This is a genomic window from Microbacterium sp. NC79 (assembly GCF_019061125.1).
In the GTDB taxonomy this organism is placed as follows: Bacteria; Actinomycetota; Actinomycetes; order Actinomycetales; family Microbacteriaceae; genus Microbacterium.
In genome coordinates, this window is sequence record NZ_JAHQYI010000003.1 from 97,488 (window position 1) to 122,453 (window position 24,966).

Annotated in this window: 24 protein-coding genes and 3 tRNA genes; 12 read left to right on the plus strand and 15 right to left on the minus strand. The window is 61.2% G+C overall.

Features of this window, described 5'->3' with window-relative positions; genetic code table 11:
- Window positions 1-16 precede the first annotated feature (16 nt).
- Window positions 17-100: transfer RNA gene (locus KTJ77_RS12910), tRNA-Leu, on the minus strand.
- A gap of 385 nt (window positions 101-485) precedes the next feature.
- On the opposite strand from KTJ77_RS12910, the gene KTJ77_RS12915 reads away from it, so the two are divergent.
- Genes KTJ77_RS12915 through pknB form a run of 7 tightly spaced genes read left to right on the plus strand, consistent with a single transcriptional unit; the run spans window position 486 to window position 9,322 of the window.
- Window positions 486-1,220: a DUF3662 and FHA domain-containing protein gene (locus tag KTJ77_RS12915; RefSeq protein ID WP_217338965.1), complete on the plus strand. Its 735-nt coding sequence runs from the start codon at window positions 486-488 to the stop codon at window positions 1,218-1,220.
- Window positions 1,217-1,711, plus strand: coding sequence for an FHA domain-containing protein (locus KTJ77_RS12920; protein ID WP_217338966.1), 495 nt, complete (start codon window positions 1,217-1,219; stop codon window positions 1,709-1,711). Before KTJ77_RS12915 ends, KTJ77_RS12920 begins: the two co-directional genes overlap by 4 nt.
- 3 nt (window positions 1,712-1,714) lie before the next feature.
- On the plus strand, window positions 1,715-2,950 hold the full coding sequence (locus tag KTJ77_RS12925) for a Stp1/IreP family PP2C-type Ser/Thr phosphatase (protein WP_217338967.1): 1,236 nt from the start codon (window positions 1,715-1,717) through the stop codon (window positions 2,948-2,950).
- A gap of 56 nt (window positions 2,951-3,006) precedes the next feature.
- Window positions 3,007-4,332 carry an FtsW/RodA/SpoVE family cell cycle protein gene (locus KTJ77_RS12930; RefSeq protein WP_217339035.1) on the plus strand — a complete coding sequence of 442 codons (1,326 nt, stop codon included), beginning with the start codon at window positions 3,007-3,009 and terminating at the stop codon, window positions 4,330-4,332.
- Window positions 4,329-5,786, plus strand: a complete 1,458-nt coding sequence (locus KTJ77_RS12935) for a penicillin-binding protein 2 (RefSeq protein ID WP_217338968.1) — start codon at window positions 4,329-4,331, stop codon at window positions 5,784-5,786. The genes KTJ77_RS12930 and KTJ77_RS12935 overlap by 4 nt, the downstream gene beginning before the upstream one ends.
- Window positions 5,783-7,582, plus strand: coding sequence for a serine/threonine-protein kinase (locus KTJ77_RS12940; RefSeq protein WP_217338969.1), 1,800 nt, complete (start codon window positions 5,783-5,785; stop codon window positions 7,580-7,582). The genes KTJ77_RS12935 and KTJ77_RS12940 overlap by 4 nt, the downstream gene beginning before the upstream one ends.
- Before the next feature lie 30 nt (window positions 7,583-7,612).
- On the plus strand, window positions 7,613-9,322 hold the full coding sequence (gene pknB / locus KTJ77_RS12945; protein ID WP_217338970.1) for a Stk1 family PASTA domain-containing Ser/Thr kinase: 1,710 nt from the start codon (window positions 7,613-7,615) through the stop codon (window positions 9,320-9,322).
- A gap of 25 nt (window positions 9,323-9,347) precedes the next feature.
- Here the strand turns inward: pknB and KTJ77_RS12950 are convergent, their stop codons facing one another.
- The 3 genes from KTJ77_RS12950 to KTJ77_RS12960 are packed head-to-tail and all read right to left on the minus strand — an operon-like array spanning window position 9,348 to window position 10,938.
- A complete protein-coding gene (locus tag KTJ77_RS12950; RefSeq protein ID WP_217338971.1) occupies window positions 9,348-9,980 on the minus strand; it encodes a gamma-glutamyl-gamma-aminobutyrate hydrolase family protein in 633 nt (210 codons plus the stop codon).
- A gap of 12 nt (window positions 9,981-9,992) precedes the next feature.
- Window positions 9,993-10,148: a hypothetical protein gene (locus KTJ77_RS12955; RefSeq protein ID WP_217338972.1), complete on the minus strand. Its 156-nt coding sequence runs from the start codon at window positions 10,146-10,148 to the stop codon at window positions 9,993-9,995.
- 1 nt (window position 10,149) lies between these two features.
- Entirely contained in the window at window positions 10,150-10,938 is a 789-nt protein-coding gene (locus KTJ77_RS12960) for a class E sortase (RefSeq protein WP_367948924.1), read from the minus strand.
- Between the two features lie 55 nt (window positions 10,939-10,993).
- On the opposite strand from KTJ77_RS12960, the gene KTJ77_RS12965 reads away from it, so the two are divergent.
- A complete protein-coding gene (locus KTJ77_RS12965) occupies window positions 10,994-11,227 on the plus strand; it encodes a cell division protein CrgA (protein WP_217338973.1) in 234 nt (77 codons plus the stop codon).
- Window positions 11,228-11,399: 172 nt separating this feature from the next.
- Here the strand turns inward: KTJ77_RS12965 and KTJ77_RS12970 are convergent, their stop codons facing one another.
- Complete coding sequence (locus KTJ77_RS12970) at window positions 11,400-12,116, minus strand: rhomboid family intramembrane serine protease (RefSeq protein ID WP_254367838.1); 717 nt, start codon at window positions 12,114-12,116, stop codon at window positions 11,400-11,402.
- Window positions 12,117-12,271: 155 nt separating this feature from the next.
- Window positions 12,272-12,829 carry a peptidylprolyl isomerase gene (locus KTJ77_RS12975; RefSeq protein ID WP_217338975.1) on the minus strand — a complete coding sequence of 186 codons (558 nt, stop codon included), beginning with the start codon at window positions 12,827-12,829 and terminating at the stop codon, window positions 12,272-12,274.
- A 114-nt stretch (window positions 12,830-12,943) separates the two neighbouring features.
- On the opposite strand from KTJ77_RS12975, the gene KTJ77_RS12980 reads away from it, so the two are divergent.
- Both KTJ77_RS12980 and KTJ77_RS12985 read left to right on the plus strand, forming a co-directional pair.
- A complete protein-coding gene (locus KTJ77_RS12980) occupies window positions 12,944-13,462 on the plus strand; it encodes a DNA helicase (RefSeq protein ID WP_217338976.1) in 519 nt (172 codons plus the stop codon).
- Complete coding sequence (locus KTJ77_RS12985; RefSeq protein ID WP_217338977.1) at window positions 13,459-13,932, plus strand: YbaK/EbsC family protein; 474 nt, start codon at window positions 13,459-13,461, stop codon at window positions 13,930-13,932. Before KTJ77_RS12980 ends, KTJ77_RS12985 begins: the two co-directional genes overlap by 4 nt.
- 69 nt (window positions 13,933-14,001) lie before the next feature.
- On the opposite strand, the gene KTJ77_RS12990 is transcribed toward KTJ77_RS12985, so the two are convergent.
- Window positions 14,002-14,421 (minus strand): NUDIX hydrolase, encoded by a 420-nt coding sequence (locus KTJ77_RS12990; RefSeq protein ID WP_217338978.1) that lies wholly within the window; start codon window positions 14,419-14,421, stop codon window positions 14,002-14,004.
- Between the two features lie 247 nt (window positions 14,422-14,668).
- On the opposite strand from KTJ77_RS12990, the gene KTJ77_RS12995 reads away from it, so the two are divergent.
- Entirely contained in the window at window positions 14,669-15,214 is a 546-nt protein-coding gene (locus KTJ77_RS12995) for a CGNR zinc finger domain-containing protein (RefSeq protein ID WP_217338979.1), read from the plus strand.
- A 44-nt stretch (window positions 15,215-15,258) separates the two neighbouring features.
- On the opposite strand, the gene KTJ77_RS13000 is transcribed toward KTJ77_RS12995, so the two are convergent.
- Window positions 15,259-15,331 (minus strand) — tRNA-Ala (locus tag KTJ77_RS13000).
- Window positions 15,332-15,474: 143 nt separating this feature from the next.
- A tRNA-Ile gene (locus KTJ77_RS13005) sits at window positions 15,475-15,551 on the minus strand.
- 139 nt (window positions 15,552-15,690) lie between these two features.
- On the opposite strand from KTJ77_RS13005, the gene KTJ77_RS13010 reads away from it, so the two are divergent.
- Window positions 15,691-16,401, plus strand: coding sequence for a VIT family protein (locus KTJ77_RS13010; RefSeq protein ID WP_217338980.1), 711 nt, complete (start codon window positions 15,691-15,693; stop codon window positions 16,399-16,401).
- Between the two features lie 68 nt (window positions 16,402-16,469).
- On the opposite strand, the gene KTJ77_RS13015 is transcribed toward KTJ77_RS13010, so the two are convergent.
- The 6 genes from KTJ77_RS13015 to recF all read right to left on the minus strand — a co-directional run bounded on the left by KTJ77_RS13015 (window position 16,470) and on the right by recF (window position 24,965).
- Window positions 16,470-17,963 (minus strand): hypothetical protein, encoded by a 1,494-nt coding sequence (locus KTJ77_RS13015; protein WP_217338981.1) that lies wholly within the window; start codon window positions 17,961-17,963, stop codon window positions 16,470-16,472.
- A gap of 129 nt (window positions 17,964-18,092) precedes the next feature.
- Window positions 18,093-18,497, minus strand: coding sequence for a DUF3566 domain-containing protein (locus KTJ77_RS13020; RefSeq protein ID WP_217338982.1), 405 nt, complete (start codon window positions 18,495-18,497; stop codon window positions 18,093-18,095).
- The gene (gene gyrA / locus KTJ77_RS13025) at window positions 18,494-21,037 is read right to left on the minus strand and encodes a DNA gyrase subunit A (protein WP_217338983.1); all 2,544 of its coding nucleotides are present in this window, start codon (window positions 21,035-21,037) and stop codon (window positions 18,494-18,496) included. The genes KTJ77_RS13020 and gyrA overlap by 4 nt, the downstream gene beginning before the upstream one ends.
- A 33-nt stretch (window positions 21,038-21,070) precedes the next feature.
- A complete protein-coding gene (gene gyrB / locus KTJ77_RS13030; RefSeq protein WP_217338984.1) occupies window positions 21,071-23,125 on the minus strand; it encodes a DNA topoisomerase (ATP-hydrolyzing) subunit B in 2,055 nt (684 codons plus the stop codon).
- Between the two features lie 119 nt (window positions 23,126-23,244).
- Window positions 23,245-23,730, minus strand: a complete 486-nt coding sequence (locus KTJ77_RS13035) for a DUF721 domain-containing protein (RefSeq protein ID WP_217338985.1) — start codon at window positions 23,728-23,730, stop codon at window positions 23,245-23,247.
- Window positions 23,727-24,965: a DNA replication/repair protein RecF gene (gene recF, locus KTJ77_RS13040; protein ID WP_217338986.1), complete on the minus strand. Its 1,239-nt coding sequence runs from the start codon at window positions 24,963-24,965 to the stop codon at window positions 23,727-23,729. Before recF ends, KTJ77_RS13035 begins: the two co-directional genes overlap by 4 nt.
- Between the last annotated feature and the right edge of the window lies 1 nt (window position 24,966).

The following is a 24,966-nucleotide window of genomic DNA, read 5'->3' on the forward strand; positions in this document are numbered from 1 at the left end:
GTCTGTTCTGTGTGTGTGCGCGAAGGGGGACTTGAACCCCCACGCCCTTGCAGGCACTGGCACCTGAAGCCAGCGCGTCTACCTATTCCGCCACTCGCGCGTGTTCGATTTCTCGAACGGAACCTCCCGAGCGTATCACGCACAACGCGCTCCCGAAAAACCGGCCGTTCTCCCGGGCGCGTGCGCCATGGTTCCGCACCCTCCCGCGCCCCCCATCCCCCGGCGAAACACATTCTGGTTGCCGAGACACATGGAACCCGCTGGTGTTTGGACAACCAGAATGTGTTTCGCCGGGGCGGACGGGCCGGGGACGCTGGGGGGAACGACGGGAGGGAGAGGGGAGAGAGAGGGGGGAGAGCGGTGGGAAAGGGGTGTGAGTTCCACGAGTTTTGCTGATCCGGGTACCGTTTTCCGGGTCTGTCCAGAGTTAGCGTCTATTCTGTCGGTTAGGTCTCAGACCCGATCCACCATGCCCGAGGAGATCCGTGGGATTACTTGACAGCTTCGAGAAGGGGCTTGAGCGCGCCGTCAATGGCGCCTTCGCTCGTACCTTCCGCAGCGGCATTCAGCCGGTGGAAATCGCCTCGGCCCTGCGCCGCGAACTCGATACACAGGCAGCCGTCGTCAGCCGCGAGCGCATTCTCGCGCCAAACACTCTCGACGTTTACCTCAACCCCGCCGATCACAAGCGGATGGCATCGCTCGGCTCATCGCTTCAGGACGAACTGCTCGAGCTCGTTCAGGCCCACGCCCGCAAGCAGGGATACTCCTTCGCTGGCCCCGTCTCGATTAACCTGCACGCGCACGACAGTGTGGCGACCGGAACCATTCGGGTTGAGTCGCAGACAGCGAAGGCCGCCGACATCACGTGGCAAGCCGCCGTCGACATCAACGGGCGCCGCTACCCGCTGACCAAGGCGCGCACGGTCATTGGGCGCGGTAGCGACAGTGATATTCCCGTTGCGGATGCCGGAACCAGCCGCAAGCACGTCGAGATCGTGTGGGATGGCGAGCGTGCGATGGCGGTTGATCTCGGATCAACGAACGGTTCCAAAATCAACGGACAGCGCTTCACCAAGGCATCGCTGTCGGCTGGGCAGAGCATTCTTATTGGCGAGACGACGATCACTTTCCAAGTGGTTCCGAAATCTTCCCGCTCTGCCCGTAACGAGCCGGAAGTATCGACACGGATCTTCGACGCACGGGAGTACGGTGCATGACTGAACTCACCCTGTTGTTGTTGCGCATCGGATTCCTGGTGCTGCTGTGGTTCTTCGTCTTTGCCGTCGTGTATTCATTGCGCGCCGACCTCTTTGGCGTCCGAGCGCGCAAGATGCCCGAAACCGAGGCCCCGAAGCCAGCAAAGCCCGTCAAAGAAAAGCCGCAGCGCACTCCTGCTGGCGACGCCGCGACGACAAGCACGGTCAGCCGCATCGTCATCACTTCCGGCCCGAAGGCGGGCCTGGAGATTCCGCTCGGCACCGAACCACTGACGATCGGCCGCTCTCGCGAATCCGGCCTCGTCATTCGCGATGATTTCACCTCCAGCCACCACGCACGACTTGTGCTGTGGGGCGAACAGTGGATGATCCAAGACCTCGACTCGACCAACGGCACCTGGCACGACGGCGAGAAGGTGACCACGCCGACACCTATTCGGGCCGGTGCTCCCGTCAAAGTGGGCGCCACCGTCTTCGAACTGCGGAAGTAACGCATGGCATTCGAGGGCTCAAGCGTCGCGATCTCCCACACCGGTAAGGTCCGCTCCAACAACCAGGATTCCGGATACGCCGGCGCCAATCTGTTTGTCGTGGCCGATGGAATGGGTGGCCACGCCGGTGGCGACGTCGCGTCATCGATCGCGATCTCCCGCCTTGAGTCGCTTGACCGCGCGTTCGCTGCGCCGCATGAAGCCGAAGCAGCCCTGCGTGAGGGCATCACCCAGGCGGCCACCGACCTGATCGAGATGGTCAAGAAGCGCCCCGAGTTGGCGGGCATGGGAACCACGGTCGTCGCGATTGTGATGGTCGACGACTACGCCGTCATCGCGCACATCGGCGACAGCCGCATCTATCTGTTCCGCGATCACGCCCTCACCCAGATCACCACCGACCACACCTTCGTGCAGCGACTCGTTGACTCCGGCCGCATCACCGATGAAGAGGCCCGCTATCACCCGCGCCGCTCCGTGCTGATGCGCGTGCTCGGCGATATGGATCCGAATCCCGAGATCGACACCTTCGTAATGAAGACGCAGGAGGGCGACCGCTGGCTGCTCTGCTCCGACGGACTGAGCGGCGTCGTTGACGACGCGCACACGGAGAAGGCGCTCGCACACGGATTCGCTCCCGGTCGCACCGCAGACATCCTGCTGAAGCAGGCACTTGATGGCGGCGCACCTGACAACGTCACGATCGTGATGGTCGACGTCGGTGGCGCCCACCAGATGTTCTCCGGAACCCCCACAATTGTTGGTTCCGCCGCCAACCCCATCGGTATTGAGGTTCCGGCAGCCAAGCCCCGCACCAGCTGGCTTCACCCGGTGCGCACCGCGGCCAACGAACCCAGTCACTTCGAACCTGCCGCTGAGTTTCTCGAAGAGGTCATCGAAGAGGACAGGCGCCGTGCCCGCCGCCGCCGGCTGGGCTGGCTCACCGCGGTTATCCTCGTGCTCGCAGCGATCGCTGGCGGTCTCTACATGGGCTATCAGTGGACGCAAACGTTGTTCTATGTCGGCGCCGATGAGGATTCCGTCGTCATCTTCCAGGGCGTGCAGCAATCGGTCGGACCGTTGCGCCTCTCGCACCCCTATGAAGACACCAACATCATGCTCGCCGACCTCACCGACTTCGACCGCAGCCGCGTCGAAGCGACCCTCGGTGCTCGCTCACTGACCGACGCAGAAGCGATCGTTGAGCGACTGCGCACATCGGCGGAGGCGAACAAGTGACCGCCCAGGCCCAAAACACCGATACCGCAGTGCTTAAGGCGCTACGCAAGATCCGGATGCCGCAAACTCAACGCAACCGCGAGCTCGCGCTCATCTTGTTTGCGTTCGCTGTCATCGCTATCGCGATCGTGCTTGTGCAGCTGGGGGCGATCGGAACCATCCAGACAGACTTCTTGCTGCTCACGATTCCGATTGCGGTTTTGGTGCTTGGCCTGCATGTTCTGTTGCGCTTCGTCGCTCGCGATGCTGACCCGTTCGTGGTTCCGATCGCGACGATTCTCACCGGGCTCGGACTCACGATGATTTACCGCATCGATATTGCGGTTGACAGCTCGGGATGGGATGCGACCGGCACTCGCCAGGTGGTGTGGACCGTCCTTTCGCTGGCCGCGGCGATCGCTGTCGTGGTTTTCCTTAAGAACTACCGCGTGCTGTTCCGGTACACCTACCTTTTTGGCCTCACCGGTATCGTTCTGCTGCTGTTGCCTTTCATCCCCTTCCTCAATGGCGGCGGAAACGCCGACGTGTGGATCTCGATTGGTGGCTTCTTCAGCTTCCAGCCGGGTGAAATCGCGAAGATCTGTCTCGCGATCTTCTTCGCCGGTTACCTCGTGCGCACCCGCGAAAGCCTGGTCTCGACGGGCCACCGCTTCCTCGGGATGACCTGGCCGCGTGCTCGTGAACTGGGCCCGCTGCTGGTGATCTGGCTGGTATCGCTCGGTACCATCGTGCTCCAGCGCGACCTCGGTACGGGTCTGCTCATCTTTGGCATGTTCGTTGCCATGCTGTACGTCGCAACAGGCAAGACCAGCTGGGTGTTCATCGGTGTTGTGCTCGCCAGCGTCGGCGCCTTCCTTGCCTCGCAGGTCTTGCCTTATGTGCACTGGCGTTTTGTGAGCTGGCTCAATGCGTTCGACCCCGATGTCTTAGAGGCGCAGGGCGGAAGCTACCAGCTCGTTCGCGGCCTGTTCGGCATGGCATACGGCGGAATCTTCGGTCAGGGCTGGGGTCAGGGACGCCCGGAAGAAACGCCGCTGCCACAGAGCGACTTCATCTTGCCTTCGCTCGCAGAAGAGCTTGGCCTGGTCGGTGTCTTCGCGATTCTCGCGCTGTACATGATCTTCGTGAGCCGTGGCCTGCGCATCGGTATGGCCGGTCAAGATGACTTCGGCAAGCTGTTGGCAACGGGCCTCGCCTTCACGATGGCGCTCCAGGTGTTCATCATGGTCGGCGGCGTCACCCGCGTCATTCCGCTTACCGGTCTCACCACGCCGTTCCTGGCCGCCGGTGGTTCCTCACTCGTCGCGAACTGGATCATCGTCGCGCTCCTGCTGCGTATGTCTGACGCGGTACGCCGTCAGCCGCGGGTGGTGATCGGATGACGAAAGAAGTTCGCCGCCTGAGCATCGTGATTCTCGTGATGTTCTTGGCTCTGTTGACCTCCACGACGTGGATTCAAACGATTGCCGTCGACAACCTCGCCGCGCACCCGCAGAACAAGCGCACCCTGTACGACAGCTACGAAGTACAGCGCGGTGACATCATTCTGTCCGACGGGACCGTCATCGCCTCCAGCGTGCCATCGAATGACGTGTTCTCCTTCCAGCGCGTGTACCAGTCCGCCGACATGTGGGCTCCCGTCACCGGCTACCTGAACCCGGTCATTCAGTCATCCACCGGCATCGAGTCGGCAGCGAATGACGTGCTCACCGGAACAGACGACAGCCAGTTCTTCGACCGCATTCAACGCATTTTGTCTGGCCAGCCGCCGCGTGGTTCCTCCGTCCAGCTGTCGCTTGATCCGGTCGCGCAGCAGGCGGCGTGGGATGCCCTACAGGGTTATCAGGGCGCGGTCATTGCGATCGAGCCGAAGACCGGACGCATTCTGGCGATGGCGAGCACGCCAAGCTATGACACCAATCTGCTGGCCTCACACGACTCGGATGCCGTCGAAGCCGCGTACCAAGAACTCCTCGCCGCCGACGGTGACCCGCTGTTCAACCGCGCCATTGCCGGCAACCTGAACCCCCCGGGTTCCACGTTCAAGGTCGTCGTCGCTGCCGCCGCCATCGAATCCGGAAAGTACACAGAAGCCTCAACCCTGCCGAACCCCGCGACCTACCAGCTGCCGCAATCGGTACACCTGGTGAGCAATGCGAATGGCGGAACCTGTGGTCCTGGTGAGACGGTGACGATTGCCGATGCGCTGCGGCTCAGTTGCAACGTGCCGTTTGCCGAGCTCGCCGTGAAGCTCGGTGACAAGGCCATTCGCGAGCAGGCAGAGAAGTTCGGCTGGAACCAGTCGTTTGATGTGCCGCTCACGTCGACTCCTTCGTTCTATCCGCCGACGCTGGACGACGCGCAAACGGCGATGAGCGGATTCGGTCAGAGCGACGTTCGTGCAACGCCGCTCCAGGTCGCGATGGTGTCGGCCGCGATCGCCAACAAGGGCCTCGTGATGACGCCGACAATGATCGATCGGGTGATCGCACCCGACCTCACCGTCGAGTCAGAAACCGTTGCCACTGAATTTGGTCGCGCAATCGACAAGAAGACGAGCGAAACGTTGGTCTCAATGATGGTCGCGAATGTCGCAAACGGTGCGGCCAGCGGTGCAACAATAGAGGGAATCTCTGTGGCCGGTAAAACCGGTACCGCAGAGAACGACGAGGGGCCCTACACACTTTGGTTTACTGGCTTCGCGCCAGCAGAAGACCCGCAGATCGCGATTGCAGTCGTTATTGAAGACGGCGGCGGTCAAGGCCAATCGGGTTCAGGGGATGAAATCGCGGCTCCAATCGCGAAAAAGGTCATGGAGGCGGTGCTAAACCAATGAGGCCAACACAGGGTGTGACCTTCGGCGGTCGTTACGAGCTCGTATCGCGGATTGCTATCGGCGGCATGGGCGAGGTCTGGGAGGCAACGGATCACGTCATCGGACGAACCGTCGCCATCAAGATCCTTAAAGACGAATACATGGGTGATCCCGGGTTCTTGGAGCGCTTCCGCGCCGAGGCCCGTCACGCCGCGCTCGTCAACCACGAGGGCATTGCCAGTGTCTTTGACTATGGCGAGGAGGCAGGTAGCGCCTTCCTCGTGATGGAACTTGTTCCTGGTGAAGCGCTGTCGACCGTGCTGGAGCGCGAAGGATCGCTGTCCACCGACAAGACGCTGGACATTATCGGCCAGACCGCGGCAGCCCTGCAGGCGGCCCACGCTGCCGGTCTTGTGCACCGTGACATCAAGCCGGGCAACCTGCTGATCACGCCCGATGGCCGCGTCAAGATCACCGACTTCGGTATCGCTCGTATCGCCGACCAGGTGCCGCTGACGGCCACCGGTCAGGTCATGGGTACCGTGCAGTATCTCTCCCCCGAACAGGCATCCGGCCACCCCGCCTCTCCCGCCACCGACACCTACTCGCTCGGCATCGTTGCCTACGAGTGCCTGGCAGGTAAGCGCCCGTTCACGGGTGAGTCGCAGGTCGCCATTGCGATGGCGCAGATCAACGATGCGGCACCGGCTCTCCCGCCGACCGTGGCAGAGCCGGTGCAAAACCTGGTCATGGCTATGATCGCGAAGAAGCCGGAAGATCGTCCGGCATCATCGGCGACAGTGGCTCGCGCGTGCGCAGCGCTGCGTCGTGGCGACGTATCGGCTGCCGCCGCTGCTGTTCCCGCCATCGCGGGCGCTGCCGCTATGGCCGCCGCGCCTGCTGACGAAATGACGCAGCTGCTTGGCGGAACCGCCACCCAGATGCTGCCGCAGACGGCTGCTCTCGAAACGCAGGCACGCGATCGTTCTGACCGCCCGAAGCGTAGCCCATGGCTGTGGCCGCTCATCGCCCTCATTGCCGTACTGCTGATCGCACTGGGCGTGGCCGTATTCTCGATGATGAGCGGTGGCGGCGAGCCCGATCCCTCCGTCTCCCCGACGGCGTCATCGAGCGCCAAGCCCACCCCATCGCCCACCGCAACGACGCCGCCGCTCGTTGACATTGATGGCCTCGGCCTTTCTGGGCTGACCTGTCAGGAAGCAACCGCGAAGCTCGTCGAGAACAAGTTCGACGCTGCCTCGGTGAAGTGCATCCCTGGCAAGTCGAACCCGAACACCGAAGAGGTCGACACCGTTTACGAGTGGAGCCCAGGCGGTAAGAACAAGGTCACCACTCCGGTCACACTGACGATTTACGTTGCCGAAAGTGCGCTCACCGCTCCAGAAAGCGCCCCGGTGCTCGAAGTGAACGGCGAGCGGGTTGAGGCGAATGGCTCGGTCACCGTTGGCGACACGGTTACGGTGCGCTGGCTGACCAACTACACCGGTTGCGGCGCTGGCACCCACACCGGGTTTGATCTGCTCATCAACAACGAGCGTTTCACTTTCGATACCGGCACCTCGTCAACGCAGTATGTGGTTCCGGAGGGTATCGAGACCCTCTCGACATCGCTTGCTGCCGTGTGCCAGGAGAACGGTCAAAACCGGTACTCCCCGGCAGCCGTGACTCAGGTCTTCGTCAACGCGCCTGCGCCCGAGCCCACTCCCACTCCCGAACCCACGCCGACACCTTCTGAGGGTGAGGGCGAGGGCGAAGAAACAGGTTCTGATCAGACTCAGGATCAGCCAAACGGGTAAGGTTGTGGCACAGCAGTAGAGGGGTATGCCGTGTCCGATCAGTCACGAGTTCTTGCGGGGCGCTATCGCGTCGACGGAACCATCGGGCACGGTGGCATGGCGATGGTGTACGAAGGCTTCGATATGAAGCTGGGTCGTGCCGTCGCCATCAAAATCCTCGACAAGGATCTCTCCCGGGATACGACGTTTCGTACGCGCTTCCGCATGGAAGCGCAGGCGGCGTCGCGTATGTCGCACCCGTCCATCGTGCGCGTCTATGACGCGGGCGAAGATGTCACCGAGGGTGTTCTCACGCCCTTCATCGTGATGGAGCTCGTGCGTGGCCGCACGCTCAAAGAGATCATGGCGGAGGCGCAGCTCTCCACCGATGATGCGGTGCACTATGTGTCCGGAATTCTTGAGGCGCTCGAGTATTCACACCGCGCTGGCGTGATTCACCGCGATATCAAGCCAGGCAACATCATGATCACGGCTGATCGCCGCGTCAAGGTGATGGACTTCGGTATTGCCCGCGCCGTCTCAGACTCATCATCAACGGTGGCTGAAACCACATCGATTCTCGGCACCGCCGCCTATTTCTCGCCGGAACAGGCCAAGGGCGAGCCGGTCGATGCCCGTGCCGACCTGTACTCCACGGGCGTCGTCCTTTACGAAATGCTCGCCGGGCGCCAACCGTTCCGTGGCGACACCCCGGTCGCTGTCGCGTACCAGCACGTCTCGGAAACCCCGATACCGCCGAGCCAAATCGATCACCACGTGCCGCGCTCGCTCGATGCGGTCGTCCTCAGGGCGATGGCAAAAGACCCGTTCAGCCGGTATCCGGACGCGGCCACTTTCCGCACCGCACTCCTCGGCGCCACCGCAGGCAAGGTTCCGTCGCAGCGTCAGCTCGACCAGTTGACCAACGACCTCTACGGCGCCAACCCGCGAGCTGCGGCAGAAACGGCACGCAGCCTGCGACAGATGTCATCTGACACCGGCACCACACGCACACAGCAGGGCCCGCCCGTCGCATGGATTTGGGCAACGGTCGCCGTCATCTCCGTCTTGCTCGTGTCGGTGCTGATCTGGGCGATGTCCTTCAAGTCTGTTGATGCCGTCCCCGATAGCGCGCGCGAGGTTCCGTCACTTGTTGATCTGAACTACGAACAAGCAGTCGAGGCGTTGAAAGAGAATGACCTCAACGCCAAGCGCGGCTCAGATGAGTCAAGTGCCAGTGTGCCAGAGGGCACCGTTGTGCGCACAGACCCGCAAACCGGAACCACGGTAGCCAAGGGCGAAACGATCACGGTATACATTTCGTCTGGCACCCTCACATCGACCGTGCCCACGCTCGTTGATCTCTCCGAAGAGACGGCGAAGGAAGCACTCGCGAAGGCCGGCTTGGATTACGGCTCCATCAAGCGCGTTAACAACCCTGATTTGCCCGCAGGTACCGTGATTTCGTCGAATCCGGCCACGGGCGACGAGGTCGCACCCGGCACGGTCGTCAACCTCGAGATCGCCACTGGCAAGGTCACCGTCAAGAACTACGCGCCGACCTTCACGCTCACCTCCGCTGTCGACGAACTGCAGGGTCCGACGCTCAAGCTCGTCGTCCAGGTTCTTGCTGACGTGGACTGCGCAGTGGAAGAAGTGCCGAAGGTGAAGAGCCAAGATCAGGTCGGCGATGTCGCCATTGGTTCGACCGTGCAACTGCACGTGTGCTCCGGAACCACGATTCCCGAGGGTCTCGGATAGTCGCGTTACTCGCGCTGGCGGCTAGCTAGACGCTCAGAGGCGACAGCGAGCGCGCACGCTCAGGTGCCGCTGCGAGCCCGGTTTCTGCGAGCCAGCAGGCGAGCATGTCGTACCCGTGTTCAGTGAGCACGCTCTCCGGGTGAAACTGCACGCCATGAATCGGCAACGCACGGTGACGCACCGCCATGATGATCCCCGACGCCGTCGTTGCGGTCACCACGAGATCGTGCGGTAGCGTCTGTGGCGCGATGGTCAGGGAGTGGTAGCGGCCAACGTTCAACGGCGAGGTGAGGCCGGCGAAAACGCTCGTGCCGTCATGGGTGATCGCTGAAACCATTCCATGCTTAAGCTCCGGTGCATGTGACACCGTCGCGCCAAACGCAACGGCAATCGCTTGGTGTCCGAGACACACGCCAAGCAGCGGAGTGTTCGTGTCAGCGCACGCCCTCACCACCGCGATCGATGCACCCGCTTTCTGCGGGGTTCCGGGTCCAGGTGAAATCATCACGCCGTCCCATGCGGTGACCTCTGCGTGCAGTGCGACGGGGTCAAGGGCATCTGCTTCAACGAGCGTGGCTTCAGCGCCGAGCTCGTGGAGGTAGCCCACCAGCGTGTGTACGAAGCTGTCGTGGTTGTCGACGACGAGGATGCGGGTCACGCCGACGCTGCGCTATTCAATCGTGCTGTCGGGCTGCGGGAGGATCTCCGCTACCCAGGGGAACACAAAGTAGAACAGGCCGTACACGATCGCGGCAGCGCCGATCAGCAGAATCAGGATGCGAATTATTGCTGGTCCCGGAAGTGCGCGCCAGAGTGCTGCATACATATTAGAAACCCACCGCCACGGTCACAGGATCAAGGGAAGCCGGTTCGCCAACGGAACGCGGCGTGAAGTACTCGAATTCGGCATACCCGATGGCGCGTTCGTCCCACCCGTAGCGGGGTGAACACGTTGTCATGGTGAGGTACTGGCCAATGCCAACCCGATCGAGCTCGTGAGGCAGCGGTGCAAGAACCTCGCCAGCGGTGGGTGCCACGTACTCAAGGTTGCGGAACCGGTAGGTGTACCAGCCGTCCTGCGTCTCGACAACGACGGCGTCGCCTGCGCGCATACCAGGCAGGTTCATGAAGGCGCCGCCATGGCTACCGCGGTGTCCGGCGACCGCAAAGTTGCCAACTTCACCTGGCACTTGCGTTGCCGGATAGTGCCCGACGGCGTTAACGTTCAGGCTCTCCCACGTCTGCACGCCACCGTTGATGTTCCAGTGATAGTTGTCACCGAGGCGCGGAATACGAAGAACCGCAAAGGTCTCGCCCGATGCGGGGTGAGCCATGACAGGCGGCTCGTAATAGGCGGGTGCGCCGTCTTCCGGCTGCACCAGCTTCGGCGGCGCGATTGCATCGTCTGGTAGCTCTTCCCACTCTTCGACGGTGGCAGCCCCGAGCTGGTTGCTTTGCGCACCCTGGATCATGTCGCCGATCCACATTTGCCAGGCGACGAACAGGAGCACGACGGTGCCAGCTGTCAGCATGAGTTCACCGAGAACGCTCGTCACCGTCGCGCGACGACGTCTTTTTTGGCGCCTCGCCTTGCGATTCTGGTGCGGCTCACTCACACGCTGAGTGTACAAGACGTGGTTGTTAGGTGTCTGACTAGATAGGATGTGCGTTATGGCACGTGCTCCCAAAAACGATGACGTCGATCCCACCACCTACGATGCGGCGCCGAACCCAGTGTGGTTCAAGCCCGTCATGGTCGGCTTCCTGCTGCTCGGGCTCGTCTGGGTCATCGTCTTCTACCTTTCCAACCAGGCTTTCCCGATTCCGGGAATCGGCGGCTGGAACATCGTGATTGGCTTCGGCATCGCGTTCATCGGCTTCCTCATGACGATGCGCTGGCGCTAAAAGTTCTCCACAGTTTCTGTTAACAACGGTGAATAACATCGGTGTAATTCATCCCCACCTGTGGATAACTTGTGGATGAATCCGCTTCAGATAGCAAAGAGGCCAGCTCAATGAGCTGGCCTCTTTGCTATGAGCGCACCGCACATGCGTGGTTCCGGCGCACTGGTTCCGCTTAGCCGAAGACTGCCGCCAACCGCAGTACGGGGATGAACGCGAGAAATACGAGCACCGCGGTCGTCGCCACCAACAGCAGGATCTGCAGGGTACGCTTCGAGCGCTCGCGCGTCGTGTAGTAAATGATCCCGACGATCGCGCCAGCGACAACACCACCGAGGTGGGCCTGCCACGAGATGCCCCCGGCAATCAGCCCGTACGCGAAGTTGATACCCAAAATCACCAGCATGCTGGTGATGTCGGTACCGAGCCTGCGGGCGATGACCACGAGCGCGCCCATCAGCCCGAAGATCGCGCCGGATGCGCCGACGACAAATGTCATCGGCGCCAGCAGCGAGACCGCCGCTGATCCACCTATCGTTGAGATCAGGTAGAGCGCGAGGAATCGCCACGTGCCGATCACTGGTTCCAAGCTGCGCCCAATCATCCAGAGGGCGAGCATGTTGAAACCAATGTGGAAGATGCTGGCGTGTGTCAATGACACGGTCAGCAACCGCCACGGCTCCTGACCGACCAGAAAGGCGAAGTAGCCCAGGTGTTCGTTGACGGCGAGGTCCGGGATCATGGCGATGACGTACGCCACCACCGTGACGGCGAGGATGCCGAATGTCACCGGTGTCTTCGAGGTCACCGGTGACATTACAGCGGAGCCGCCTCGCCAGCGGCGTTCGGCCTTCTTCTGCGCGGGGGTGCGAGTGGACTTCTGCTCCTTCATGCACTCAGGACACACAACGCCAACGGCGCCGGGCGTCTGGCATTCGTGGCAGATAGTGCGCAGGCACCGCTGACACATCACGAAGCTCACCCGATCCGGGTGACGGTAACAGAAGTTGTCGCTGTTGCGCGAGAAGTCGGCCGTCGACACGTCGCTTAGACGGCCTGTACGTCGATCGAGGAGATCACGACGTCCTGCTTCGGACGGTCGTTGGCGCCGGTCGGAACCGCCGCAATCGCGTCGACAACGGCGCGCGATGCCTCGTCAGCAACCTCACCGAAGATGGTGTGCTTGCCGGTGAGCCACGGCGTCGGGTCAGTCGTGATGAAGAACTGCGAGCCATTCGTGCCCTCAACAGCGCCGGTCAGGGCGTTGCGGCGCAGGCCAGCGTTTGCCATGGCGAGCAGGTAGGGGTTTGCGAAGGTGAGTTCCGGGTGGATTTCATCGTTGAAGTTGTAGCCGGGGCCACCGATGCCCTGGCCAAGGGGGTCGCCACCCTGAATCATGAAGTTCGGGATAATGCGGTGGAAGATGACGTCCTTGTAGAGGGCGCCCTCGCCCGGCTTGCCGGTGCGGGGGTCAGTCCAGTCCTTGGAACCGTCAGCAAGACCAACAAAGTTGGCAACGGTCTTGGGTGCGTGGTCGCCGAAAAGGTTGACCACGATGTCACCGTGGTTGGTGTGAATTGTCGCTACTGCGCTGTGAAGAGCCATAGGGTAATTCTCGCAGAGTTCGCTGAGAAGTCGGCGGAGGAAGTCAACCCCTTGCGCTGAAAAGGGGGCAACGTGACAAGATGGAGTCGAACTCACAAGTAGGGAGGGCTTCGCGTGAACATCACTCGCAAGCGCAAGAAAGAACTGAAGAAGCTTCAGCAGTCAGCCAACCAGTTGTGGGCTTCGCAGCAGGCAGTGCTCGGGGACGCAGCCAATGTCGCGCGTGAGGCGGGCCGCCAACTCAGCCACTACGGCCGTGAACAGGTTGTTCCCACCGTTCAGCACGAGTATGACGAGCGCGTTGCTCCGTATGTGAACCGTGGCGTTCACGCGTCTAAGACGTTCCTCGACAAGCGCGTCGTTCCGGTTGTCGGAGGTGTTGTCGGTACTGCGATCTCCGCGTGGGATGCAGCGAAGACCACGCGTGAACGTGTCGCACACGGCGGCCCGGTCTTCACGCTGGCTTCGACACCCGCTCCCGCCCAGAAGAAGGGCACGAGCGCTGGCAGCGTTATCGCCATCATCCTGGGCGTCGGTGCAGCGATCGGTGTGCTGTACGCCGCGTGGCAGACGCTGCGTGCCGACGACGAGCTCTGGGTCGCTGACGACCCGCTGGCGGCACCCGAAGCGTGACCGCTCCCACTGACCGTGTCGTTGAGGCTGCGCGCGAGCGCGGCCTCAACGTTCATGTGCAGGAGCGGCCGGCGGCCAACAGCCTCACCGAGGCCGCCGAACTGCTCGGCCTGAAACCGGCCGACATCATCAAGACGCTCGTCGTGAAGCGCTCTGACGATACGTATCTGTTCGCCCTGGTTCCGGGCGACAAGGCCATCTCCTGGCCGAAACTGCGCGCCCTTGTCGGCGTCAACAAGCTGCAGCTACCCGATGCTGCCGCGGCACTCGCCGCCACCGGGTACGAACGCGGAACCATCGTGCCGATTGGCTCAACAACGGCATGGCCGATCTACGCTGACGAATCGATCGTTGGCCGGCGCATCGCGATGGGCGCCGGCGCGCACGGCTACAGCCTGTTTATCGAAGCTGACGACCTCATTGCCGCGTACGGCGCCGTCGTCGCAGACATTTCGAAGCCCATCGACTGACGCCTCTCTCTGCGGCGCACCCCATGGTTCCGGCGCTCTCAGCACACCCCGTGGTTCCGCTCGACGTTTCTAGCGCCAGAGACCCGCGGTGCGGAGAGCGTATTCGACGAGGCTGACGCGCTGCGACGGAATGTTGTCGAGATCGAACCACTCGGCACGGTCGCTGGAACCATCGACTTCGTTTGTGAGGGTGCCGCCGGTGATCGTGGCTCGGTACACGATACGCAGGGCCTGCATCGGCACGTCACGGCCCTCAGCGAGTCGTCTCGTGGCGGGAATGACCATCGAGTCCACCCCGAGCAGGTCGCCGATCTCAACGTCGTAGCCGGTCTCTTCGCGCACTTCGCGGATCGCGGTCTCGACGGGGTGCTCCCCCGGATCCATGCCGCCGCCGGGCATTGACCAGGCCGGGCCGCCCGTCCAGTGACTCAACAGCACACGACCAAGGTCATCCTGAATGACGGCATACGCCGCGACGCGCAAATCCATTCGTACAGCCTAGGACCAGATGCTACGTCGGCGCGACGCTGAGTCTCAACGCAGGTCCGCATCATCGTGCACGCGCACGCTGTGTGTGCCGCACTGTGTGCACTGCACGTAGGTGACGTGTCCGGTCGAGGTGATGTGGCGCGACCGCGTGCGCCACATGTGGTCGTGGGGTGCTGCTGATGTCGATTTCTGGGCGGCAAACTTTCGTGGTGTATCAAACATGGTTCCACTGTGATGTAATGCCATTATGTATCTCAACCCTTACGGCGAGTACGCGGTTCTATTGGCGGCATCCCTCGCGAATGAGTGGCCCGATAACCGCGACGGCATCGTGGCGCGTGCGCGCGAGGTGGGCATGACTGTCGAGTTTCCGGAGACGCCCGGCGACCACGATGACGTACGCGCGATCATCGACGCGTGGCTCACGGTCGTTGACACGGTCGACCCGTACGAGCGCGCGGCAGCACTCAACGCACAGATGGCGGCCGCGACCGCCTACCCTCAGCTCACCGATCACGACAATGAAGGCTGGCACCTGCACTACCGCGACGCGGATGCGCGGTCGCTACCCGAAGTGCTGTCGGCGGTCATCAGCGTCGGAACGGCCTTACACCTCACGACGCGCGGCATGGGGCGCCTGCACCGGTGTGCGGCCGGCGACGACCCGGGAGACGAGTGTCGCGCTGTTGTCGTTGACGTGACCCGCAACGGGCGGCAGAAGTATTGTTCCGTCCGCTGTGCGAACCGAACCGCCGTGCGCCGTCACCGTGCGCGCGCCGCGGTTCGGGGGTAGACCCCAGAAAAGCAAAAAACCCGGGGTGGAGCCCGGGTTTTTCGTGGAGCCTAGGAGATTCGAACTCCTGACATCCTGCTTGCAAAGCAGGCACTCTACCAACTGAGTTAAGGCCCCGTATTTTGTTTTCAACCCGGTTTCTCAACCGGACTCAATTACTTTATCCGCGCCGTTTCGAATCTGCAAATCGAGCCCGGCGCGGGAGTGTCGCACCGCTACCGGCACAACACGAAAGGCCAAGCAATTTCTTACTTGACCTTTGGTGGGGCTACCAGGACTTGAACCTGGGACCTCTTCATTATCAGTGAAGCGCTCTAACCACCTGAGCTATAGCCCCGTTTCGAACGATGTTCGCAACCTCATCGAGATTACCCGATCGCGACGCGATTCGCGAATCGAAAGCCGCGTGAGACACAATTTATCCGATCATCGCGGCGATTCGTCTCCTGGCTGCGCCTGAGGGGCAAACTAAGTGCATGACAACACATTCTGGTGAAGCGCATGGCGAGAAGACGAGCGCACGGCTGAACAGCCTTCGCGCCGGCGTCTTAGGGGCAAATGACGGCATCATCTCCGTCGCATCCCTGGTCGTCGGTGTTGCCGGCGCCACGACGAACTCCGCCGCACTGCTCACCGCAGGTATTGCTGGCCTCGTCGGTGGCGCCATTTCGATGGCACTCGGCGAGTATGTGTCGGTGAGCAGCCAACGCGACAGCGAGCGCGCCCTCATCGCAAAAGAGAAGCATGAGCTGGCCACCATGCCAGAAGAAGAACTTCAAGAGCTGGCCGAGCTCTACGAACAACGCGGCCTCTCCCCCGAGACCGCCCGCACGGTGGCGACCGAACTGACCGCGCATGATGCGCTCGCTGCCCATCTCGAAGTTGAGCTACACATCGATCAGCACGACCTCGTGAATCCCTGGCACGCAGCACTGTCATCCGCGCTCGCATTCACCGTCGGTGCAATTCTTCCGCTACTCGCCATCCTCTTGCCGCCGCCAGAGCTGCGGGTTCCGGTCACCTTCATTACGGTCATCGCAGCCCTCGCGCTCACCGGGTGGATTTCCGCCAGGATCGGCAATAGTCCCGCGGGTAAAGCGGTGATGCGTTTGGTGGTCGGCGGTCTACTCGCCCTCGGCGCCACCTGGTTGATCGGAACGCTGCTCGGAACCGCGGGCGTGGTGTAAAGCACATCGGCACCGGAAGAAACGAAAAAGCGGGCCCCGATATCGGGGCCCGCTTTGCGTGCTACGTGTTACTTCCAGGTCACTGCAAGCTTGTCACCCGAAATATCGATCGTCGGGTTTTTGGAGCCTCCGAAGGACCAGATGTCGCACGTACCGGTCTGACCTGACGTGTCAGTGCACGTCGCGGTGAGGTCCGGGTAGAACGACTCCCACGTCGTGATGAGCAACGGGTTCTTGTAGTCAAACTCGAGGTCCATCGTGTCGATGTCTCCCCAGTCTGCAGACTCAAGCGTGCGGGTCACGGTGCCATCAGCGACCGTCTCGCCACCATCGAGCGTGGCGGGAACATCCATGCCACAGCTCGACACCAGGGTCTTCTCGGCAAGGCATGACTCCAGCGATGCCCGGATAGCCTCACGAATCTCCGTGTCAGCCTCCGCGGTCAGCACGAACTCGATGTCCCACAGGCTCGTCGAGAAGTCGTACGGAATGAAAGCAGACGTGCCCTCGAATTCCACGCGCGAGTTGCTGCTGGTGAATTCGTAGAGAATCGGGAAAGCAGTGCTATCGCTCGTCTTGAGCTGAACTTCTTGACCGTTGATCAGGGGCTGGATCTTTGCCAGTTCGTCGGTTACCGAGAACTGACCGAGGCTGTACTCACTGATCTTGTAGTTCTTGCCCGACTTACGCACCGAGAAGTCCATCGAGACTTCTTCGTCACCGACCATGAAGGTTCCGGTGATGTCATAGTCACTCGTGCCCTCAACCTCGATGTCAGTGATCGGCGCTTCCTTCAGGCTGGCTTCAACAACCTTCTGGTTACCGAATGCACCCTCCACCTTGGTTTCCAGGTAGGTGTTTGCGGTCTTGACATCGCCGTCAGCGAGAGCGTCAAGGAAGGCCTGCACGACACCGGGCGCCGAGTCCGCCTTCGGCTTCTTGGTTGAGTCCTTGTCCTTGTCTTTGTCTGCATCCTGGTCAGCGTCTTTATCGGCGTCTTTATCAGAGCCCTTGTCGCTGCCGCTGGTTGCCGAGGTGTCTTTGTCGCTGCTCTTGGCAGCGAATGGTCCGGCGGTGAATGCCCAGACAGCTGCTGCCGCCAGCGCAAGCGCCGCAACCGCTGCCACGATAATCCAGATCAGCTTCTTCTTGTCGGAGCTACCCCCGCCACTGGGCGTGCCACCGTAGGGCGGGAGGCCGCCACCCATGCCACCGGCATTGTTCTGGCCACCGAAGCCCGGGGTTCCGGGGGCGGAACCATAGGGTGCCTGCCCTGGAGCGCCATACGGGGGCTGACCGGGAGCGCCACCAAACGGAGTCTGGCGATGAGCACCACCAAACGGCTGCTGAGCGGGCGTGCCACCAAAGGGAGGCTGAGCGGAACCACCGAACGGCTGCTGAGCACCAAACTGACCAGCACCTGCAGGTGGGGCCGGCGGAATCACCTGCGTTGGAGCCGTCGTCGGAACCTGAGGTACTGGCGGTACCGGCGGAAGCGGCGTGGTTTCCTGACCGTCTTGCCAGCCCTGCGGCGGCTGCGGCGGAAGGTTGTTGTCAGACATGCGTCCCCCTAGGACCTGTGCGAGAAATTAGATCTAGCTTACGACTTCACAGCTCGCGCTTAAGAAAATGAGCGGGACCCCGGCATTTACCGGGGCCCCGCTCAGCTGTTTTGAAGTTACAGCGAATGATTAGTTGGAGCTGAATCCGACCAGGAGTCCGCCCGTCACCTTGACCGCCATGTTGTAAAGACCCGCAATGACAGCACCCATCACGGTTGTCACAATGAGGTTCAAAATAGCGACAACGGCCGCTGCTGCCATAACGCGCGGCAGTGTCAAAAACTCAGCGATTCGCAATTCACCGTCAGAAATGGTTCCGACTAGGTCATCCACATCGGCAATCATGTTCGTCGCGTTCAAGACCATGTAAATCATGAAGAACGACACGAGTGTCACGATCGCGATCGCAATGCCCGCCAGGAATGACAGCTTCACTGCCGACCAGAAGTCGAGGTAGACGACCCGCAGACGAACCTGCTTCGATGTGGTCTTGCGGCTCGACTTTTTGGCGAGCTTGTCAGCTACGGTGCTCATGCTTGCGTGCTCTCCTCCGGGGTTTCGGTCGAGTCAGTGGTCGACTCTTCGTTCTCTTCACCCAGGCCTCGCTCACTGTTTCTGGCGATCGCAAGAATGCGGTCGTCTTCATCAGCGCGAGTGAACACAACACCCATAGTGTCGCGGCCCTTGGCGGGCACCTCGGCCACGGCAGAGCGTACCACCTTGCCGCTGGCAAGAACCACCAAGACTTCGTCATCCTCGGCGACGATCAAGCCGCCGGCGAGCACACCGCGATCCTCGGTCAGCTTGGCCACCTTGATGCCCAGACCGCCACGGCCCTGAACACGGTATTCCGAGACGGCAGTGCGCTTGGCGTAGCCCCCCTCGGTCACCACAAACACGAAGCTGTCTTCCTGAACAACCGATGCAGACAGGAGCGAGTCGCCATCGCGGAACTTCATGCCACGGACACCCTCGGTGGCACGGCCCATCGGGCGCAGCGTTTCATCCGAAGCGGTGAAGCGCACCGACATGCCATGGCTCGAGATCAGCATGAGATCGTCGTCACCGTTAACCAGCAGCGCGCCGATCAGTTCATCCTGCTCACGCAGGCGAATGGCAATGATGCCGCCCTGGCGGTTGGTGTCGTAGTCGGCCAGGCGCGTCTTCTTGACGGTGCCTTCGCGCGTGGCAAGGACGAGATATTCGGCGGCCGCGTAGTCCTTGAGGTCAAGGATCTGAGCGACCTGCTCATCGGGCTGCAATGCCAGCAGGTTGGCAACGTGCTGACCCTTTGCATCACGACCGGCTTCCGGAATCTCATACGTCTTGATGCGGTAGACGCGACCCTTCGTGGTGAAGAACAGCAACCAGTGGTGCGTCGTCGTCACGAAGAAGTGCTCAACGAGGTCATCGGCACGCAGCTGCGCACCCTTGACCCCCTTACCGCCGCGGTGTTGCTGGCGGTAGTTGTCGCTGCGCGTGCGCTTGACGTAGCCCTCACGGGTAACCGTGACGACCATTTCTTCTTCCGGAATGAGGTCTTCGATCGACATATCGCCGTCGAAGCCGTGCAGAATGTGCGTGCGGCGGTCATCGCCGAATTTGTCGACGATGCCGGTGAGCTCTTCAGCGATGATCGAACGCTGGCGCTCGGGCGACGCGATGATGTCTTTGTAGTCCGCAATTTTCAGCTCAAGTTCGGCTGCCTCATCGATGATCTTCTGACGTTCCATCGCAGCCAATCGGCGCAGCTGCATCGACAGAATGGCTTCTGCCTGATCGCTGTCGATATCGAGCAACTGCTGCAGACCTTCGTTAGCAGCCTGGGTCGTCGACGAACGACGAATCAACGCAATCACTTCGTCGAGTGCGTCGAGCGCCTTCAGGAAAGCAGCCAGAATGTGCATGCGCGCTTCAGCCTTTGCAAGGCGGAACTGCGTACGACGCACGATCACTTCAACCTGGTGGGCAACCCACAGCGAAATGAACTGGTCAAGCGTCAGCGTGCGTGGCACACCATCAACGATGGCCAGCATGTTGGCGCCGAAGTTTTCTTGCAGCGAGGTGTGCTTGTACAGGTTGTTCAACACAACCTTCGCGACCGCGTCACGCTTCAACACAACAACGAGGCGCTGACCGGTACGGTCACTCGTCTCGTCGCGAATGTCAGCGATACCGGTGACCTTGCCTTCGCGGGCAAGATCACCAATCTTCACCGCGAGGTTATCGGGGTTGACCTGGTAAGGCAGCTCCGTCACAACCAGGCACGTGCGGCCCTGAATCTCTTCGATATTGACGACAGCACGCATCGTGATGGAACCACGACCGGTGCGGTATGCATCACGGATGCCCTTGGTTCCGAGGATCTGCGCGCCCGTCGGGAAGTCCGGGCCGTGTACGCGAGCCATGAGTGCTTCCAGCAGCTCTTCACGCGACGCATCCGGATTCTGCAGTGCCCACAGCGCACCTTCGGCAACTTCACGCAGGTTGTGCGGCGGGATGTTGGTTGCCATACCGACGGCAATACCAACGGAACCATTGACCAGCAGGTTCGGGAAGCGCGAAGGCAGAACCGTCGGCTCCTGAGTTTCACCGTCGTAGTTCTCCTGGAAGTCGACAGTGCCTTCTTCAATGTCGCGCACCATTTCGAGCGCGAGCGGAGCCATCTTGGTCTCGGTGTATCGCGGGGCAGCCGCACCCATGTTTCCGGGCGAACCGAAGTTACCCTGGCCCAGGGCCAGCGGGTAGCGAAGCGACCACGGCTGCACGAGGCGCACGAGGGCGTCGTAAATCGCGGTGTCACCGTGCGGGTGGTACTGACCCATGACCTCGCCGACAACACGGGCGCACTTCGAGAACTTCTTGTCTGGGCGGAAGCCACCGTCATACATCGCGTAAATCACGCGACGGTGCACGGGCTTCATGCCATCGCGCACGTCAGGCAGGGCACGGCCGATGATGACGGCCATCGCGTAGTCAAGGTACGAGCGCTGCATTTCCAGCTGGAGATCGACCTGGTCGATCTTGCCGTGGTCGTGCGCGGGGGTCTGATCCGGACGTTCTTCGTCAGTCATATCGATGTCGTTTCTTGTTCTTCAGTCTCGGAATCAGATGTCCAGGAAGCGGACGTCCTTGGCGTTGCGCTGGATGAAGTTACGTCGTGATTCGACGTCTTCACCCATCAACACCGAGAAAATTTCATCGGCAGCGGCAGCGTCATCGATGCTCACCTGACGCAGCGTGCGCGTCGTGTGATCCATCGTGGTCTCCCACAGCTCCTTGGCGTTCATCTCACCGAGACCCTTGTAACGCTGGATGCCTGCATCCTTCGGCAGACGCTTGCCGTTTTCGAGGCCGAATTTGAGCAGCGCGTCACGCTCAGCGTCGGAGTACACGTATTCGTGCTCAGCGTTTGACCACTTCAAGCGGTACAGCGGCGGCATAGCCAGGTAAACGTAGCCAGCTTCGATGAGGCCGCGCATGAAGCGGAACAACATCGTCAGCAGCAGCGTGGTGATGTGCTGGCCATCAACATCGGCATCAGCCATCAGCACGATCTTGTGATAGCGCGCCTTGTCGATGTCGAAGTCTTCACCGATGCCCGTGCCAAAGGCCTGAATCATGGCCTGAACTTCACGGTTCGCCAGTGCCTTGTCCAGGCGCGCACGCTCCACGTTGAGGATCTTGCCTCGCAGCGAGAGGATCGCCTGGGTGTGCGGGTCACGACCGGAAACAGCGGAACCACCTGCAGAGTCACCCTCGACGACGAAGATTTCTGAAATGGACGGGTCTTTGCTCGTGCAGTCCTTGAGCTTGTCTGGCATCGCGGCCGACTCGAAGACACTCTTGCGGCGGGCAGATTCACGTGCCTTACGCGCAGCCATACGCGCGGTCGCTGCATCAATTGCCTTTTTGACGACGTTCTTGGCCTGCTCGGGGTTGCGGTCAAACCAGTCACCGAGCTGATCGCCGACGACCTTCTGAACGAACGCCTTGGCTTCGGTGTTACCAAGCTTCGTCTTCGTCTGACCCTCAAACTGTGGCTCAGAAAGCTTGACCGAGATGACGGCGGTGAGGCCCTCACGAACGTCATCACCGGTGAGGTTGTCGTCCTTTTCCTTGAGCAGGTTCTTAGCACGCGCATATTTGTTCACGAGCGTGGTCAATGCGGCACGGAAACCTTCTTCGTGCGTACCACCCTCATGCGTGTTAATCGTGTTCGCGTAGGTGAAAACGTTCTCGGAGTACGACGTGGTCCACTGCATCGCGACTTCAAGAGAAATGTCTTTTCCGTCACGACCGGTGTCTTCTGCTTCGAAGTCAATAATGTCTTCGTTCACAACCTCGGCCTTGCGCACACGGTTGAGGTATTCGACGTAGTCGACAAGACCGCGCTCGTAGAGGAAGACATCCGTCGGCTGAACCTGCACGATGGTTCCGTCTTCCGCCTGCGTTTCATACAGCGAAGCCTCACGCTCATCACGCAATGAGATGCGCAACCCCTTATTCAGGAACGCCATCTGTTGGAAGCGCGTACGCAGCGTCTCGTACTCGAAGTCAACCGTCTCGGTGAAGATCTCCGGGTCTGGCCAGAACGTAATCGTGGTTCCGGTTTCTTCGGTCTCTTCTTCCTTGCGGAGGCCGCCGATCGGGTTTCCACCCTTTTCGAACGTCATGCGCCATGCGTTGCCCTGACGCTTGACCTCCACCTCGAACCGGGAAGACAGTGCGTTCACGACCGACGAACCCACACCGTGCAGACCGCCCGAGACGGCGTAGCCGCCACCACCGAACTTTCCACCCGCGTGCAGGATCGTGAGCACAACTTCGACCGTCGACTTCGACGGGTCAGACGCGTGCGGGTCTACCGGGATACCACGACCGTTATCGACGACGCGCACGGCACCATCGGGCAGAATCCGCACATCGATATTGTCTGCGTGGCCGGCAAGGGCCTCATCGACCGAGTTATCGACAATTTCATACACCAAGTGGTGCAAACCGCGCGGGCCGGTGGAGCCGATATACATACCCGGGCGCTTACGGACGGCCTCGAGGCCCTCCAGAATTTGAATCGCGTCCGCACCGTAGTCGCCTGGGACGGCGTGCTTTCCCTGCGGGTTAGTCGTTTCCGGCTGGTCTTCAGGGGTTTTCGACGTCATCGCTACTAGTGCTCCGAATCTGAGTTAGTCAGCGTTCAGTCTATCAAGAAAGCGTAGGCAAACGGCCACATATGCCCCTGTGCCGCGCGAAAATGGTTCCGGGTACCGCCGTAGGTGGTTTAACCGTAGGTATCGCGAGGTCCCCGGCCTGGCGCTGTGCGTGGACCCCATTTCCACGAGGGTACGTCCGGCCCTAAGAAGCGCACAGATGAAACTTTCGCCGCGGGATGGTGAACGGCGATCTGCGTCATGATCACCGCGCGCATCAGTTGCAGCTGCTTTGCCCACGCGGTGGAGTCGCACCGAATCGTGAGAACGCCGTCGGCGAGGCCGACCGGTGTGGTGTGTTGTGCTGTCTCGTCGCCAGCGATTTCTTTCCAGTTTTGGAGGAGATCCTCCTGTGCGAGAAGGGGGTCCCATCCGGACTTTTTCGTCAGGTCGGCAAGCACACTGTCGATGGAATGCGGGTCACGGCCAGGCATGAACGGTGCGGCCGGATCGTCTTCATCGATGCGCACACGCTTACGACGGCGATTCGGAGCCTTGAGACCGCGCAGGCGAAGGTAGGTGGCGAGCGTCTCGGGAAGATCTGCGTTCTCGCTCAAAACGGTTCATCCTCCTCGGCAACGGTGACATCGCTTTCGCCTGCCGTCAGGATCGTTTCTGACACGCTATTTTCCGAGTTTTCTGCCGGTTCGATCGCGATGATCTGGCCAGATTGCACCCGCACGACGTGTGCACGCAACTGGGGCGGAACATCTTCTTCGACTGCAGACGTGACAATGACCTGCTCATAACCGGCGGCGAGCTCGGCGAGTCGTGTGCGTCGTTGGGCATCAAGCTCGGCGAAAACGTCGTCAAGAATCAGAATGGGGTCGCCTGCACTGAGCTCTTCGCGCAGAAGTTCGGCTGAGGCCAACCGCAGTGCGAGTGCAACCGACCACGATTCACCATGCGATGCGTAACCTTTCACGGGCAGCCCGCGCACCATCAACAGCAGGTCATCTCGGTGCGGACCGACGAGAGTTAACCCGCGTTCCAGCTCACTCGAGCGCTTTGCCACGAGAGCCGCACGGAACAGCTCAGCCGTGGTTCCGCTCTGCGCGCTGTCAACGGACGCCTCATTTTCTTCCGGGTCGGCGCCGGTTATTGACAGCACCCAGGTGAGTGTCGGCGAGTGGTCGGCGCCGGCGATCGCGGTGTAGGCATCGGCGACGGGAGTTGCCATTTCGGCAGCCAGGGCGAGACGCGCATCGATGAGCTGTGATCCAAACGCGATGAGTTTGTCATCCCACACCTCGAGGGTGGAGAGGCCTTCGCCCTTGACACCGCGGGCACGCGCTGACTTCAGCAGTGCGTTGCGCTGTTTGAGCACGCGTTCATAGTCAGCGATGATGCCTGCCATGCGCGGGCGACGCTGAATCAGCATTTGGTCAGCGAATTTTCGTCGTGCCGACGGATCACCACGCACAATCTGGAGATCTTCGGGAGCGAACAACACGACGTGCGCATACCGAGGCAATTCGGCCGGTTTTACCGGCGCCCCGTTTACACGCGCTTTGTTTGCGCCTTGTTTGTTGATCTGGAGATCGAGCGTGACGCGACGTTCGCCGTGCGCAAGCCGGGCCCGAACAAACGCGGCATCTTGTCCTTCGCGCACGAGCGGTGCATCTTGCGAAACGCGGTGCGAGCCAAGCGTTGCGAGGTAGGCGAGAGACTCAGCGAGGTTGGTTTTTCCCTGGCCATTGCGTCCGACGAAGACGTTTGCGCCTCGGGCAAGCGAGACTTCCGCTGTTTTGTAGTTGCGAAAGTCTTGCAGCCCGAGGTGCTCAACAAACATC

What these genes read in the sequence shown, in the direction of transcription:
- KTJ77_RS12920 (WP_217338966.1), top strand. Translation starts at nt 1,217, where the DNA reads ATGACTGAACTCACCCTGTTGTTGTTGCGCATCGGATTCCTGGTGCTG.
- gyrB (WP_217338984.1), bottom strand. Translation starts at nt 23,125, where the DNA reads ATGACGTCGAAAACCCCTGAAGACCAGCCGGAAACGACTAACCCGCAG.
- KTJ77_RS12955 (WP_217338972.1), bottom strand. Translation starts at nt 10,148, where the DNA reads ATGTATGCAGCACTCTGGCGCGCACTTCCGGGACCAGCAATAATTCGC.
- KTJ77_RS12965 (WP_217338973.1), top strand. Translation starts at nt 10,994, where the DNA reads ATGGCACGTGCTCCCAAAAACGATGACGTCGATCCCACCACCTACGAT.
- recF (WP_217338986.1), bottom strand. Translation starts at nt 24,965, where the DNA reads ATGTTTGTTGAGCACCTCGGGCTGCAAGACTTTCGCAACTACAAAACA.
- KTJ77_RS13015 (WP_217338981.1), bottom strand. Translation starts at nt 17,963, where the DNA reads ATGTCTGACAACAACCTTCCGCCGCAGCCGCCGCAGGGCTGGCAAGAC.
- KTJ77_RS13020 (WP_217338982.1), bottom strand. Translation starts at nt 18,497, where the DNA reads ATGAGCACCGTAGCTGACAAGCTCGCCAAAAAGTCGAGCCGCAAGACC.
- KTJ77_RS12990 (WP_217338978.1), bottom strand. Translation starts at nt 14,421, where the DNA reads ATGGATTTGCGCGTCGCGGCGTATGCCGTCATTCAGGATGACCTTGGT.
- KTJ77_RS13010 (WP_217338980.1), top strand. Translation starts at nt 15,691, where the DNA reads ATGACAACACATTCTGGTGAAGCGCATGGCGAGAAGACGAGCGCACGG.
- KTJ77_RS12970 (WP_254367838.1), bottom strand. Translation starts at nt 12,116, where the DNA reads ATGAAGGAGCAGAAGTCCACTCGCACCCCCGCGCAGAAGAAGGCCGAA.
- KTJ77_RS12935 (WP_217338968.1), top strand. Translation starts at nt 4,329, where the DNA reads ATGACGAAAGAAGTTCGCCGCCTGAGCATCGTGATTCTCGTGATGTTC.
- KTJ77_RS12975 (WP_217338975.1), bottom strand. Translation starts at nt 12,829, where the DNA reads ATGGCTCTTCACAGCGCAGTAGCGACAATTCACACCAACCACGGTGAC.
- KTJ77_RS12995 (WP_217338979.1), top strand. Translation starts at nt 14,669, where the DNA reads ATGTATCTCAACCCTTACGGCGAGTACGCGGTTCTATTGGCGGCATCC.
- KTJ77_RS12940 (WP_217338969.1), top strand. Translation starts at nt 5,783, where the DNA reads ATGAGGCCAACACAGGGTGTGACCTTCGGCGGTCGTTACGAGCTCGTA.
- KTJ77_RS12925 (WP_217338967.1), top strand. Translation starts at nt 1,715, where the DNA reads ATGGCATTCGAGGGCTCAAGCGTCGCGATCTCCCACACCGGTAAGGTC.
- gyrA (WP_217338983.1), bottom strand. Translation starts at nt 21,037, where the DNA reads ATGACTGACGAAGAACGTCCGGATCAGACCCCCGCGCACGACCACGGC.
- KTJ77_RS12930 (WP_217339035.1), top strand. Translation starts at nt 3,007, where the DNA reads ATGCCGCAAACTCAACGCAACCGCGAGCTCGCGCTCATCTTGTTTGCG.